This is a genomic window from Sphingobium sp. Ant17 (assembly GCF_000588875.1).
Taxonomy (GTDB): Bacteria; Pseudomonadota; Alphaproteobacteria; order Sphingomonadales; family Sphingomonadaceae; genus Sphingobium.
On sequence record NZ_JEMV01000017.1, the window covers coordinates 15858 to 28848 of the forward strand.

Here is a 12991-nt window from a genome sequence, read left to right on the forward strand (position 1 = left end):
TTTCAGGGCCGCGCCGGGCTTTCGGCGCGGCCCTTTTTGCTGTGCTTGACGCTTGCGTAAAGCGGCCGATGGCCATACACTTTGGGGCATGGAGAATATAGAAAAGCTCTGGAGAGAGAATTACCGCCACCCCGCTTTGTGGGACCAGACCTTCCCGCCATTATCGATGGGAGAGATGATCACCACCAGCGCGCTGGCCCACCCCGATGCGGTCATGATCGATTTCATGGCGCGCAAATTCACCTATGGTGAGATATTCGGCCAGATCAAACGCATCGCCTGCGGCCTGCAGGCGATGGGGGTGAAGAAGGGCGATCGGGTCGGCCTCTATCTGCCCAACACCCCCCATTATGTCGCGGCCTATTATGGCGCGCTGATGGCCGGGGCCATCGTCGTCAACTTCTCCCCGCTCTACACCGCCGCAGAACTGGAACATCAGGTCGAAGATAGCGGCACCAAGATCCTCTTCACCTTGTCGGCCAAGGCATTGCTGCCGACCGCGCTCAACGTGCTGGACCATAGCAGCTTGGAAAAGCTGGTGGTCGGTTCGGTCGCCGAAATGCTCTCGCCGGTCAAATCGCTGCTGTTCCGCTGGTTCAAGGCGGCGGAAACCGCCGCGCTGCCCGACGATCCGCGCGTGCTGCGCTACGACCGGCTGATCGCCAATCCGGGGACCTGCGTGGTCGCGGATATCGATCCTGTGCAGGATGTCGCGCTGCTGCAATATACCGGCGGCACCACCGGCACGCCCAAGGGCGCGATGCTGACTCATCAGAATCTGACCGCCAATGCGCGACAGGCGCAGGTGATCGATCCGCATGCCAACGAGCCGGATCGCATCATCGCGGTGCTGCCCTTCTTCCACGTGTTCGCCAATACCTGTACACTGAACCGTACAGTGCTGAACGGCGGCGAAATGGTGATGCTGCCGCGCTTCGACGCGGCGCAGGTGCTGGCTGCCGTACAAAGGGTCAAGGCGACCTCGCTGCCCGGCGTGCCGACCATGTTCCAGGCGCTGCTCGATCATCCGGCAATCCGCAACATCGACTTTTCCTCTCTGCGCGCCTGCATTTCGGGCGGCGCGCCGCTGCCGCTGGAAGTGCGGCAACGGTTCGAGGAGGCAACCGGGGCCAAGCTGATCGAAGGCTATGGCCTGACCGAAACCAGCCCGATCGTCTGCACCAACCCCTATGAGGGGCTGAACAAGACCGGCACGGTCGGCCAGCCGGTGCCCGGCACGCGAGTCAAGATCGTGGATCGCGAAGACCCGACCAAACCGCCGCCGCCGGGCGAGCCGGGCGAATTGCTATTCGCCGGACCACAGGTGATGAAGGGCTATTGGAACCGCCCCGATGCCGACGCCGAAGTGTTCATGGGCGACTTCATCCGCACCGGCGATGTCGGCGAGATTGACGAAGATGGCTATGTCCGCATCGTTGACCGGTTAAAGGACATGATCTCGGTCGGCGGGTTCAAGGTCTTCCCCAGCCAGGTGGAATCGGTCCTCTACCACCATCCCGCGGTCAAGGAGGCGCTGGTGATCGGCGTGCCAGACCATTATCGCGGCGAACAGCCCAAGGCCTTCGTCACCCTCAATGACGGGTTCGATATCGATGATGACGGGCTCAAGGCTTGGCTCAACCCGCAATTGGGCAAGCATGAACGGGTAAAGGCGGTCGAGGTGCGGTTGACCCTGCCCAAGACGCTGGTGGGCAAATTGTCGCGCAAGGAACTGGTCGCCGAAGAACGGGCGCGGGCGGCGGAACTGGCGACTGGAAGCCTGGCCTGACCCTTCCTATCTATGCATCGAACATGGATAGGAATGATGATATGACGCAGGAAATTGCAACGCTGGCCGGTGGATGCTTCTGGTGTACCGAGGCGGTGTATCAGAACCTCAAGGGCGTCAGCAGCGTCGAGAGTGGCTATATCGGCGGCGCGCCCGCTTATCCGACCTACGAACAGGTTTGTTCGGGCTCGACGGGTCATGCCGAAGCGATCCGCATCAGCTTCGACCCCTCTGTCATCAGCTATGCCGACCTGCTGGACATCTTCTTTGCGACGCATAATCCGACGACGCTGAACCGGCAGGGCAATGATGTCGGCACCCAATATCGCTCCGCCATCTTCCCCCATTCGCCGGAGCAGACGGAACAGGCGCGCGCCGCGATCGAACGGGCGCAGGGAGACCAGACCGACCCGATCGTCACCACGATCGAAGAGGATGGCCCCTGGTATCCGGCGGAGGATTATCACCAGAAATATTGGGAGCGGGTCGGTGAGAGCAATCCCTATTGCGTGGCGGTGATCCCGCCCAAGCTCGCCAAATTGCGCAAGGGCTTTGCCGCGCGCATCGACGCCTGATCGGCCCGCGACGGTTCATCGCCCTTTGCTTCGTCCCTGGCTTGGCGCTACTGTCCGCCACGCCATATCGGCGGTGAACCAAATCGGGGGCTGAAAGATGACGAAGCTAATAGGGATCGCCGCACCGCTGATGCTGGTCATGCTTCCTGGCTGTGTGGCGAAGGCCGCTCTGGATGTCGTGACCCTGCCCGTGCGCGCTGGCGCGCAAGCCGCGGACTGGGCAACCACGAGCCAGGACGAGTCGGATCGCAACTACGGCCGCAAGATGCGCGAACAGGAAGCGCGCGAGGGCAAGGCGCGCAAGAAGGCCGACAAGGAACGGCGCAAGCAATGCCGCGAGGCAGGATACGATAATTGCGGCTAACAGGCTGATCTTGCGGTGGCTCAAGCCGCCGCGCGTTTCAACCTGTCGTTGATCGCCGCGCCGATGCCCTCCATCGGGATGGGCGCGACCGCGATCTTCCCCGCCGCAGCAGCGTCGGCGATGTGCAGCGCCGCGAACAGGCTCGCGGCGGCCTCCCGCACATTGGCGTCGGGGCTCAGGTTGATGTGGCAGGGCATCAGGCCGAAGCCGATCAGATATTCATCCTTTTCGGCCCGCATCGCATTGAGCCGCACCGGCTTGGACGGCGCATAATGGCTCTCCAGCTGGCCGGGCGCTTCGATCTTGTGCGCGCCATCGCCGATGACAACGGGAAGCCCGCTTGCCTCTTCCAGCATCTTGGCCGTCACCGGGCCGGGCCGCAGCAGACGCACCTGGTCGATATCCGGCGCGGCGATGGTCGATTCCACGCCTTCGCTGGTCGGCCCTTCGTCCAATATCATCCGCACCTTGCCATTCAGGCTGGCCAGCACATGTTCGGCGCGCGTTGGGCTGATCGATCCGCTGCGATTGGCCGAGGGCGCCGCGAGCGGCCGCCCGCTTTCGCGGATCAGCGCGCGCATCGCGGGATGCGCGGGCAGGCGCAGCGCGACGGTGGGCAGGCCCGCCATCACCAGCGGCGACAGCCCGCTATCCGCGCGTACCGGCAACACCAAAGTCAAAGGCCCAGGCCAGAAGCGATCGGCAAGGCGCATGGCGACCGGGGAGAAGTCCGCCAGCCGCTCGGCCATCACACGGTCGGAAACATGGACGATCAAGGGGTTGAAGCTAGGTCGGCCCTTGGCGCTGTAGATCGCCGCGACGGCATTGCTGTCGGTGGCATCGGCGGCCAGGCCATAGACCGTCTCGGTGGGGACCGCCACGGGTTCCCCCGCACGGATCAATAGCGCCGCCTCGCGCAGCGCCTCGGCGCCATAGCGGCAGGATTTGGTCGAATAGGCTGGATTGGCGATGGTCACGGTCCCCGCGATATAGACCCATGACACTCCGGGTAAAAGTCCATTGCGACAGGAGAATGACATTGGCGTGCGCGCTTGCCGTGCCGACGATCGCTGATTAAGCCCGCGACATGAATGATGCTCTCCTGACCCGCATTGCCGACGCGCTCGACCGGCTTGCGCCGCCCGCCAGGCGTCCGCTGATCTCTCCGCATATCCGGCCTATATGTGGGACGGCCATGCCATCCAGGCGGTTGAGGCCTTCGCCCCGGTCGATTATGCCCTGCTGACCGGCATCGACGCGCAAAAAAGCGCCTTGCTGGAAAATAGCCGCCGCCTGGCGGCTGGCCATGCCGCGCATGACGCCCTGCTCTGGGGCGCACGGGGCACGGGCAAGTCGGCCGTGGTGGCGTCGGTCGTGGGCGAACTGCAAAAAGAAGGGCAGGGCATCGCCCTGCTGCAATGCGCGACCGATGCGCTGGCCACGCTTCCTGCGCTCTTTTCACGGCTGCGTGAGACCGACCGGCCCTTCATCCTGTTCCTCGATGATCTCGGCTTCGACGAGGGCGTGGGTGATGCCCGGACCCTGCGTTCGCTTCTTCAAGGCGGCACGGCGGCGCGGCCTGCCCATGTCCGCCTCTATGTCACCTCCAACCGCCGCCACATCGTCCCCCGGCACCTGTCGGAACAGGATGACCCGATCAATCCGCGCGACGTGGTGGACGACCGGATGGCGCTGTCCGACCGTTTCGGGCTCAGCCTTGGCTTCCACGCGCTCGACCAGGATGCCTATGTCGCGATCGTGCGCGGTTATGCGGCCAAGCTGGGCGTGGCCTTCGACCCGCTGGAAGCGATCCAATGGTCGACCCAGCGCGGCAGCCGGTCAGGCCGCGTCGCCTGGCAATATGTGGTCGAACTGGCGGGGCGGCACGGGCTGACGGTCTGAAGGCGTCAGTTCGCCTTCACCACTCGCCACACCACGCCGCCGACATCGTCGCTGACCAGCAGCGCGCCCTTGGCGTCCGCAGTCACATCGACCGGGCGGCCGCGCGCATTGCCATCGGCGTCGAGAAAGCCCGTCAACACATCGACCGGCTTGGCCTTGCCGGCCTCGCCATCGGCAAAGCCCACGAACACGACCTTATAGCCTGCCGCCGGCTTGCGGTTCCAACTGCCGTGCAGGCCAACGAACGCGCCATCGGTGTAGGGCGCGCCCAGCGTTACCGTGTCGGCGAAGGTCAGCCCCAGCGGCGCAACATGATTGCCCAGCGCATAATCGGGACGCTTGGTATATTCGCGCAGCTCCGGCCGCTGCGGCTGGACCCGGCGATCCTCATAACCGCCCCAATAATTCCACGGCCAGCCATAAAAGCCGCCAAATTCCACCCGCGTCAGATAGTCGGGGACGAGATCGGCGCCCAGCATGTCGCGCTCATTGACCACGCCCCACAGCGCGCCGCTGGTGGGCTCGAAGGCGAGGCCCACGGGATTGCGCAGGCCCGACGCGAAGATGCGATAGCTGCCATCCTTGGGATTGACCTCCAGCACGGACGCGCGGTTGGTCTCGGTCTCCATCCCGTTTTCGCCGATATTGCTGTTGGACCCGACACCGACATACAGCAGCCCATCGGGGCCAGCCGCCAGGCTGCGGGTCCAATGCATATTGGGGGCCTGGGCGGGCAGGTTCAGGATCTTGCGCCCCGCCACGCTGATTTTCAGGTCGCCCGGCTTATAGGGAAAGGCCATCAGCGCGTCGGTGTTGGCGACGTAGAGCGTGTCGCCGACCAGCGCCATGCCATAGGGCGAATTGAGACCGCTGAGAAACGGCGTCTTCGTTTCGGCGCGGCCATCGCCATCGGCATCGCGCAGCAGGGTGATGCGATTGGCCGATGGATCGCCCGCGCCAGCCTTCGCCATCAGATAGTTCATCACGCGCTGGACGATCCCGTCCTTGGGCCGGGGCGGGCTGTTGGTTTCCGCCACCAATATGTCGCCATTGGGCAGGCGCAGCATGGCGCGGGGATGGGCGAGACCATCGGCAAAGCGCGCCACGCTTAGACCCTGTGCCGCAACTGGCTGTTCCCCGCCGGTCCATGGCTTGACCTCGGCGATATTGATCGTCGGGATCATCTCGCTGCGTGGCCTGGTGATGGTCGGTTCGCGCCCCGTATCCGCGCCAGGCGGCAATTGCGACGTGTCCCCCTGCGCGAGATACAGGAACGCGCCGCCGGTGACGGCCACGGCGATGAGGGGGAGGGCGATCAGATGCTTGTTCATGCCATCCCATTTATGTCGCCGCGCCGCGCCGGGCAAGGCGGACGGGCGGGCTTATTTGTCGCGTTCACGCAGCCATAGCAGCACGGCGATCAGGATACCGAGCGCCAGCCCAGACAGCAGGCCGATGCTGGGCTGTCCCATCAATCCGCCCGTGATCGCGCCGCCCAGGATCAGGAAGGCGATGATGGCGCCCGCGCCGGTGGGGTCTTTCTTGCGGTTCGTCATGGATTGCCCTTGCCACGGCGCAGCGGCCAATGCCAGCGGCTTTGATCGACGATCGTAAGGGCGTCGTTTCGGGACAGGCGGTGCCATTGCAGGACGCACTGTCCCGCAATGGGACTTGGCTAACGCCCCGTTCACGATGTTGGCCCGCCATCAGAGCCAAAGCGAGGAAATGGCACGGCAATTGAAAGACTTGCCCCAATATCCTATTACAATAATATCGGGGGTCCCAATGCAGCTACCATATCTTTCGGGTCGAAAGAGCTATGAGGATGCGACCGAGCTGATGGCGATATTCGGTGCCGATGCGGGCTATGAAGCCGCCGCCCGTGCCGACCGCAGCCTCGACCTTGGCAATCATATCCATTTTTGCCACTGGCGTCAGATCGAGCGGTTGATCGTCCTGCTGGCCCATGACCGGCCGCTCGGCACCATTCATTGACCGGCGGCCTTAGAGCCGCAAGCCCGCCGTTTCGGGCAGGCCCGCTAGAATGTTGAGATTTTGCACCGCCGCCCCGGCCGCGCCCTTGCCCAGATTGTCGAGCGCCGCCACCAGCCGCGCCTGACCGCTGTCGGCATGGCCGAACACGAACAGCGCCAACCGGTCGGTCGCGCCGACATGTTCCAGTTCGACCTGTCCCATCGCGGCGCTTTCGCTCAAGGGCGCGACGCTGACCAGCGGCGACCCGGCATAGGCGTCCGCCAGAGCCGCATGCACGTCCTCCAGCGACGGCGCACCCGGCATGGCGCGTAGTTGCAGCGGCACTTCCACCACCATGCCGCGATAGCCGTTGGCGACGGCCGGTGCGAACAGGGGGGGATGGACCAGCCCGGAATAGCGGGTCATTTCGGGCACATGTTTGTGACCAAGGCCAAGCCCATAGGCGCGGAACGCCGTCGGTGCGCCCTCTGCCCCTTCATATTCGGCGATCATCGCCTTGCCGCCGCCCGAATAGCCCGATGCGCCCGACACGGTCACTGGCCAGTCGGCAGGCACCAGTCCCGCAAGCGTCAGCGGCCGAATGAGCGCCAGAAAGCCGGTCGGCCAGCAGCCGGGGTTGGCCACGAAGCGCGAAGCCGCGAGCTTTTCGCGATGGCCCGGCTCCAGTTCGGGGAAACCATAGGTCCACCCATCCGCCACGCGATGCGCCGTCGATGCGTCGATCACCCGCGTATGATCATTGTCGATCAAGGCTACGGCCTCGCGCGCCGCATCGTCGGGCAGGCACAGGATCACGATATCGGCCGCGTTCAGCGCATCGCGCCGCGCCGCCGCATCCTTGCGGTCCTTCTCATCCAGCGTGATGAGCGACAATTCGGGGCGGCCCGCCAGCCGGTCGCCGATTTCGATGCCGGTCGTGCCGACGCCGCCGTCGATAAAGATAGTATGGCTCATGCGCCGATCCTCCGCCGTGCGATGATGGGTTGGGCATGGTCGTCGGCCAGACGCGCGACGACATCGGCCAGCGGCTCCTTGACCACCGCCATCCAATGCGCGTTGGCGTGCAGCAACGTCTTGCCATCGGTCATGATGCCGACATGGCCCGGAAAGAAAATCAGGTCGCCTCGGCGCAGCGCCGCGTCGCTCTCGATCGGCAGGCCGATGCCTTCGCATTGCAGGTCGGTGTCGCGCGGCACCGCCATGCCGCACTGGCCAAGCGCGACCTGCACCAGGCCCGAACAGTCGATCCCGCGATGCCCGCGCCCGCCCCACACATAGGGCTGGCCCAGGTAGCGTTCGGCGATCGCAACCCAATCGGTGGCCGGGTCGCTGATCGGTGCGGCGTGGCGGACGTGGATATAGCCTTCGGCGCAGCTGAGAAACGCGCCCTCGACCTCCCCGGTAAACAGCGCGCCCATGGGCCAATAGTCCAACACTTGCGACTTGATATCGGGCTTGCGAAACAGGGGCGCTGTCTGCGCCACGATGCGGTGGCTCGCCGTTTCGGCGACGTCCAGCGCCTCGCGGCGGATATAGCCGACATAGCCGTCATGGCCGCAAAAGCCCCAGGCCCAGTCCGTCATCACGTCAAGCGCATGGAAGGTTTCGCCACGCAAAAGTTCGGTGACGGCTTCGGCACCGGGGGAGGGAGCCGACAGGATCGGCGTGCCAGGCATGACGCAAGTCAAGGGGACCGCGCGCGCATAATGGGCGGAAAACAAAATGCCCGCCAGCGCCAGGTCGGCCAGGTCGCCCCGGGCGGCATGAATACGGCGGTCAAGCGCGACCGAACGGCCGTCCAGCTTGAACCGGCTTCTTTCAGGCGGTGCGTTCCGCTTTGCTGTTGTCGTGCCTATCATCGCGCGCGGTTCCTGCGATGAAATGATGAAAGGCGTCAAGGAATTCCGCCCCTTTGGGGGTCCGGGTGATGAAAATATTGCGCCGATCGGCCACATCGCGCTCGCGACGGAGATAACCCAGCGCCGATAATTTGTTCAGTGCGCGGGTAATGACGGGCTTGGACACGTGCAGCGCTTCCGCAAGACCGCGCACCGTATGCGGCCCGGCCCCGATATAGACGGTCATCATCAACGCCATCTGACGGTTGGTGAGGTCGGGTTTCCCCGACCGGACATAATCCACCAGCGTCCGCATCCAGTGGCGAAGCGGCTGAACCCCGGGGCGTTCAATGGCGGCAACCTGATCTTGTGCTGTGAGGACGTTCATGCGGGCTTAACGCATGATGCCCAATCCGGTTGCGTAACGTCCAGGCGGAATGTGACGCTTTACGTATCCGGCCAGTAACGCTGCTGCAGCAGGCGGAACACCGCGCGCATCCCCAGCGCTTCGCCGCCTTTCGGGCGGCCGGGCTTGGCCGATGGCCGCCAGGCGAAGGTATCGAGATGCAGCCATGGCGTATCGTCGGGCACGAAACGCTGCAGGAACAAAGCAGCGGTGATCGCGCCGGCAAATCCGCCTTCGCCCGCATTGTTGATGTCGGCGATGTCGGACTTGAGCATATCGGCATAGCCTCCCACAAAGGCAGCCGCCAGGTCGGATCGTCCACATCCGTCCCGGCCTGGGCCAGATCGGTCGCCAGTCCGTCGTCATTGGCGAACAGGGCAGGCAGGTCCGGCCCGACCGCGACTCGCGCCGCGCCGGTCAGCGTCGCGAAATCGACGATCAGTTCCGGCTTCTCCTCCGCCGCGCGGGCCAGCGCGTCGCCCAGCACCAGCCGCCCTTCGGCATCGGTATTGCCGATCTCGACCGTCAGCCCCTTGCGGCTGCGCAATATGTCGCCGGGGCGGAAGGCGTTGCCGCTGATCGCATTTTCTGCCGCCGGGATCAGCAGGTGCAGCCGCACCGGCAGCCGCGCCGCCATGATAAGCTGCGCCAGCGCCAGCGCATGCGCCGCGCCGCCCATATCCTTCTTCATCAGGCGCATGCCCGACGACGGCTTGATGTCCAGCCCACCGCTGTCGAAGCTGATGCCCTTGCCGACGATGGCGATGCGCGGCGCAGCCGGATCGCCCCAGTTGAGTTCGATGAGGCGCGGGGCGAAGTGCCGGTCGGCGGCCCGCCCGACCGCGTGGATCATCGGATAGCCCTGCGCCAGAGCATCGCCGCGCGTGACCACGACCGTCGCGCCAAAGGGTTTGGCGACGGTTTCGGTTGCCGCTTCCAGTTCGGCCGGCCCCATATCGGCGGCGGGCGTGTTCACCAGATCCCGCACCAGCGCGACCGCCCGCGCCAGATCGATCGCCGGCGCGATCCGCGCGACGTCGCTGGTCAGCAACTGGCGCGACCCCACCACATTATCCTCGCGGCGGTAGCGGTCGAACCGATGCTGCGCCAGCAGCCAGCCTAGCATCGCCGCACCGGGCGATCCCTCGGCCAGGCGATAGCGCCCTTCGGGCAGCGTCTCGGCCAGGCGCGCCAGGCACCAGGGGCCAAGCGCCCCCTTATCCGCTACCCCGGCAACGACCATCCAGTCGCCCTCGCGCTCGGCTGGCAGGATCGCCGTCTCATGCGGCTTGGCCCGGAATTTCTGTGCCGCCAGCAGCGCGCGGGTCTGGTCCGGGCGGGTCGCGAGCCAAGCGTCCAGCGCCTTGGCCTCGACCAGGTGGATGATATGGGCAGGCTGGCCAGTGTCGGCTTTGATGCAATCGGCAAAATCGGTCATGGCAGGCATGTAAGGGAAAGGCGCGCGTCAAGGGAAGGCGAAACATTCATCGCCCGCCCCGCACGTCCGGCCCTTTCTTCCTTTGCACTATCGCGCGCGTGGGCCTAGCCTTTGGCGCATAACCATAGCCAAAGGAGAGTGACGATGCTTCATGCAGACGACCGCGGCCTTCAGGCCCTTCGCGCGCGCGCCTATACGCTCGCGGAAACCGGGAAATTCGACACCATTCGCGCCGTCGAACAGGCGCTGATCGCGGAAGGCTGGCCGAACGCCGCGCAGGCGCTCGATAGCGAATATGCGCGCAAGGCGGTCGGCGAACGATGCCGCATGGCGCAGGCGCATTGATGCGGCAGGCCTATGCGATAGGCGGCCTGGCCGCTGCGCTGCTGGTCGCAGCCTGTGCCCCGTCATCCGACACGGTCGAGGGCAATGCGGCCGAAAATGAAGCCGCCGCCCGCTATGCCGATCGCATGGCGGGCACACCGCCGCCCGCGCCGCCCTCCAAGCCCTTTGCGGTCAAGGAAACGGCGGGCGGCCTCGAATTCGCCTACGCTTATCCGGCGGAGGCCGCCGCCGTCCCCGCGTTGGTCGACAAGTTCGCGCGTGAGATGGCCGCGACCAAGGCCGATGCGCTGAAAATGGCGAAGGAAGACAGCGCCAGCGCGAAACAGTCCGGCTATCCCTTCCGCCCGCACAGCCTGGAAACAAGTTGGAGCGTTACGGCCGACACGCCCCGCTTCCTCGCGCTCCAGTCGCAAACCTATGTCTATACAGGCGGCGCGCATGGCATGAGCGCCTATGACGTGGTGCTATGGGACAAGGCGCGCAGCCGCGAAACCAGCGTCAAGGCGCTGATGACGGCACCCGCTGCCTTCTCCACCGCGATCCGCGACCGTTTCTGCGCCATACTCGACCAGCAACGCGCCGAAAAACGGGGCGAACCTGTCGTGCGCGGTGACGATGACTTCACCCAATGTATCGACCCGATGGAACAGGTGCTGGTGCCGACATCGAAGGATGGGAAACTGATCGACGGTCTGACCGTGGTCGTCGGCCCCTATAGCGCCGGACCCTATGCCGAGGGCAGCTATGAAGTCGCGCTGCCGGTGGACGCGGCGATGCGCGATGCGATCAAACCCGACTATCGCGATGCGTTCGTGGCGGTAGAGTAAACCCCGTCATCCCAGCGAAAGCTGGGATCTCCCTATCTTTTTTCTAGCACCATAAAAGAAGCGGGATCCCGGCTTTCGCCGGGATGACGGGCATTCCTGAACTAAACCGGCACGCCATAAAGATCATGCTCATCGGCATCCTCGATCAGCACGCCGAAAATATCGCCCGCCTTCCGCCCTTCGCCGACATCGCGCAAAAACACATTGCCGTCGATTTCCGGCGCATCGGCCTGTGACCGCGCGGTGGCACCGATGCTGCCATCCTCCTCGTCCGGCTCGCCGACTTCGTCAATTATCACCGGCAGCACGCGCCCGACCTTCGCCGCCAGCTTGGCGGCGCTGATCGCGGCGGTCTTTGCATGATCCGCTGATAGCGTTCTTCCTTGACCGCTTCGGGCACCGCGCCGGGCAGGGCGTTGGCCGCAGCCCCTTCGACCGGTTCGAAGCGGAACGCGCCGACACGGTCCAGCTGCGCCTCATCAAGCCAGTCGAGCAGATATTGGAAATCCGCCTCCGTCTCGCCGGGGAAGCCCACGACGAAGCTCGACCGGATCGTGATGTCGGGGCAGATCGCGCGCCATTTATGGATGCGATCCAGCACCTTGGCTTCATTGGCGGGGCGCTTCATCGCTTTCAGCACCGACGGCGATGCATGCTGGAACGGGATATCGAGATAAGGCGTCAGCAGCCCTTGCGCCATCAGCGGAATGACCTGATCGACATGGGGATAGGGATAGACATAGTGCAGCCGCACCCAGGGGGCGTTGCCGTCCGCGTCCCGCAACTGGCCGAGTTCGCGCGCCATGTCGGTCATGTGTGCGCGCACCTCGCGGCCCTTCCACTGGCGCGGCTCATGCCTTGTATCGACGCCATAGGCCGACGTATCCTGGCTGATGACCAGCAATTCCTTCGTCCCCGCCGACACCAGCTTTTCCGCCTCGCGCAGCACCGCGTCGATGCGCCGCGATACCAGATCGCCCCGGATCGAGGGGATGATGCAGAAGGAGCAGCGATGGTTGCAGCCTTCGGAAATCTTCAAATAGCTGTAATGGCGCGGCGTCAGTTTGAGGCCACCTTCGGGGACCAGGTCGACAAAGGCGTTGGGGATCGGCGGCGATGCATCATGCACCGCATTGACCACCTGCTCATATTGATGCGCGCCGGTGACGGCCAGCACTTGCGGGAATTTCGCGCGGATCAAGTCCGCTTCGTCGCCCATGCATCCCGTGACGATGACGCGGCCATTTTCGGCCATCGCCTCGCCGATCGCCTCCAGCGATTCTTCCTTCGCCGAATCGAGAAAGCCGCAGGTGTTGACCAGCACGACGTCGGCCCCGGCATAATCGGCGGACATCTGATAGCCGTCCGACCGCAGCTTGGTGAGGATGCGTTCGGAGTCCACCAGGTTTTTGGGACAGCCGAGCGAAACCATGCCGATCTTCGGCGCGTCAGGAAATTTGGTTGCCATGATGGTCGCGCACATAGGGATTTGTGCGCGCAATGTCACGCGCC

At 64.7% G+C, this 12991-nt stretch carries 12 protein-coding genes and 3 pseudogenes; 7 read left to right on the plus strand and 8 right to left on the minus strand.

All coding sequences use genetic code 11. The annotated features are described in order from the left end of the window. Positions 1–88: 88 nt before the first annotated feature. The 3 genes from BF95_RS09620 to BF95_RS09630 all read left to right on the plus strand — a co-directional run bounded on the left by BF95_RS09620 (position 89) and on the right by BF95_RS09630 (position 2728). Positions 89–1789 (plus strand): long-chain-fatty-acid--CoA ligase, encoded by a 1701-nt coding sequence (locus BF95_RS09620; protein WP_043151149.1) that lies wholly within the window; start codon positions 89–91, stop codon positions 1787–1789. Positions 1790–1830: 41 nt separating this feature from the next. Then, positions 1831–2364: a peptide-methionine (S)-S-oxide reductase MsrA gene (gene msrA, locus BF95_RS09625; protein ID WP_043151215.1), complete on the plus strand. Its 534-nt coding sequence runs from the start codon at positions 1831–1833 to the stop codon at positions 2362–2364. Positions 2365–2461: 97 nt separating this feature from the next. Continuing rightward, positions 2462–2728 (plus strand): hypothetical protein, encoded by a 267-nt coding sequence (locus BF95_RS09630; protein WP_043151151.1) that lies wholly within the window; start codon positions 2462–2464, stop codon positions 2726–2728. 20 nt (positions 2729–2748) lie between these two features. Here BF95_RS09630 and BF95_RS09635 read toward each other — a convergent pair whose 3' ends face one another. Then, positions 2749–3705 (minus strand): L-threonylcarbamoyladenylate synthase, encoded by a 957-nt coding sequence (locus BF95_RS09635; protein ID WP_043151218.1) that lies wholly within the window; start codon positions 3703–3705, stop codon positions 2749–2751. Positions 3706–3815: 110 nt separating this feature from the next. Between BF95_RS09635 and BF95_RS09640 the strand changes: the two are divergent. Further along, positions 3816–4630 (plus strand): annotated as a pseudogene (locus tag BF95_RS09640) (ATP-binding protein). Between the two features lie 5 nt (positions 4631–4635). Here the strand turns inward: BF95_RS09640 and BF95_RS09645 are convergent. Together BF95_RS09645 and BF95_RS28235 are read right to left on the minus strand one after the other, a co-directional pair. After that, positions 4636–5961: a PQQ-dependent sugar dehydrogenase gene (locus BF95_RS09645; RefSeq protein WP_043151152.1), complete on the minus strand. Its 1326-nt coding sequence runs from the start codon at positions 5959–5961 to the stop codon at positions 4636–4638. A gap of 51 nt (positions 5962–6012) precedes the next feature. Then, complete coding sequence (locus tag BF95_RS28235; RefSeq protein WP_200866931.1) at positions 6013–6186, minus strand: hypothetical protein; 174 nt, start codon at positions 6184–6186, stop codon at positions 6013–6015. Between the two features lie 229 nt (positions 6187–6415). Here BF95_RS28235 and BF95_RS09650 point away from each other — a divergent pair, with 229 nt between their 5' ends. Continuing rightward, positions 6416–6625: a hypothetical protein gene (locus BF95_RS09650; protein ID WP_043151153.1), complete on the plus strand. Its 210-nt coding sequence runs from the start codon at positions 6416–6418 to the stop codon at positions 6623–6625. A gap of 9 nt (positions 6626–6634) precedes the next feature. Here BF95_RS09650 and argC read toward each other — a convergent pair whose 3' ends face one another. From argC to BF95_RS09670, 4 genes and pseudogenes are all read right to left on the minus strand, one after another. After that, positions 6635–7579 (minus strand): N-acetyl-gamma-glutamyl-phosphate reductase, encoded by a 945-nt coding sequence (gene argC / locus BF95_RS09655; protein ID WP_043151155.1) that lies wholly within the window; start codon positions 7577–7579, stop codon positions 6635–6637. Continuing rightward, on the minus strand, positions 7576–8484 hold the full coding sequence (locus tag BF95_RS09660) for a C40 family peptidase (RefSeq protein ID WP_043151156.1): 909 nt from the start codon (positions 8482–8484) through the stop codon (positions 7576–7578). The genes argC and BF95_RS09660 overlap by 4 nt, the downstream gene beginning before the upstream one ends. Continuing rightward, positions 8444–8851: a MarR family transcriptional regulator gene (locus tag BF95_RS09665; RefSeq protein WP_043151157.1), complete on the minus strand. Its 408-nt coding sequence runs from the start codon at positions 8849–8851 to the stop codon at positions 8444–8446. Before BF95_RS09665 ends, BF95_RS09660 begins: the two co-directional genes overlap by 41 nt. 59 nt (positions 8852–8910) lie before the next feature. Beyond that, positions 8911–10307: pseudogene (locus BF95_RS09670) on the minus strand (leucyl aminopeptidase family protein). A 144-nt stretch (positions 10308–10451) separates the two neighbouring features. Between BF95_RS09670 and BF95_RS09675 the strand changes: the two are divergent. Both BF95_RS09675 and BF95_RS09680 read left to right on the plus strand, forming a co-directional pair. Further along, a complete protein-coding gene (locus BF95_RS09675) occupies positions 10452–10652 on the plus strand; it encodes a hypothetical protein (protein WP_043151158.1) in 201 nt (66 codons plus the stop codon). Then, positions 10628–11479, plus strand: coding sequence for a DUF4163 domain-containing protein (locus BF95_RS09680; RefSeq protein WP_235209669.1), 852 nt, complete (start codon positions 10628–10630; stop codon positions 11477–11479). Before BF95_RS09675 ends, BF95_RS09680 begins: the two co-directional genes overlap by 25 nt. A gap of 101 nt (positions 11480–11580) precedes the next feature. Here the strand turns inward: BF95_RS09680 and rimO are convergent. Further along, positions 11581–12962: pseudogene (rimO, locus tag BF95_RS09685) on the minus strand (30S ribosomal protein S12 methylthiotransferase RimO). Positions 12963–12991 lie beyond the last annotated feature (29 nt).

Bases quoted from the DNA above. Each gene is read 5' to 3' on its own strand.
- msrA (WP_043151215.1), top strand. From the start codon at position 1,831: ATGACGCAGGAAATTGCAACGCTGGCCGGTGGATGCTTCTGGTGTACC.
- BF95_RS09645 (WP_043151152.1), bottom strand. From the start codon at position 5,961: ATGAACAAGCATCTGATCGCCCTCCCCCTCATCGCCGTGGCCGTCACC.
- BF95_RS09665 (WP_043151157.1), bottom strand. From the start codon at position 8,851: ATGAACGTCCTCACAGCACAAGATCAGGTTGCCGCCATTGAACGCCCC.
- BF95_RS09630 (WP_043151151.1), top strand. From the start codon at position 2,462: ATGACGAAGCTAATAGGGATCGCCGCACCGCTGATGCTGGTCATGCTT.
- BF95_RS09650 (WP_043151153.1), top strand. From the start codon at position 6,416: ATGCAGCTACCATATCTTTCGGGTCGAAAGAGCTATGAGGATGCGACC.
- BF95_RS09675 (WP_043151158.1), top strand. From the start codon at position 10,452: ATGCTTCATGCAGACGACCGCGGCCTTCAGGCCCTTCGCGCGCGCGCC.
- argC (WP_043151155.1), bottom strand. From the start codon at position 7,579: ATGAGCCATACTATCTTTATCGACGGCGGCGTCGGCACGACCGGCATC.
- BF95_RS28235 (WP_200866931.1), bottom strand. From the start codon at position 6,186: ATGACGAACCGCAAGAAAGACCCCACCGGCGCGGGCGCCATCATCGCC.
- BF95_RS09660 (WP_043151156.1), bottom strand. From the start codon at position 8,484: ATGATAGGCACGACAACAGCAAAGCGGAACGCACCGCCTGAAAGAAGC.
- BF95_RS09680 (WP_235209669.1), top strand. From the start codon at position 10,628: ATGCCGCATGGCGCAGGCGCATTGATGCGGCAGGCCTATGCGATAGGC.
- BF95_RS09620 (WP_043151149.1), top strand. From the start codon at position 89: ATGGAGAATATAGAAAAGCTCTGGAGAGAGAATTACCGCCACCCCGCT.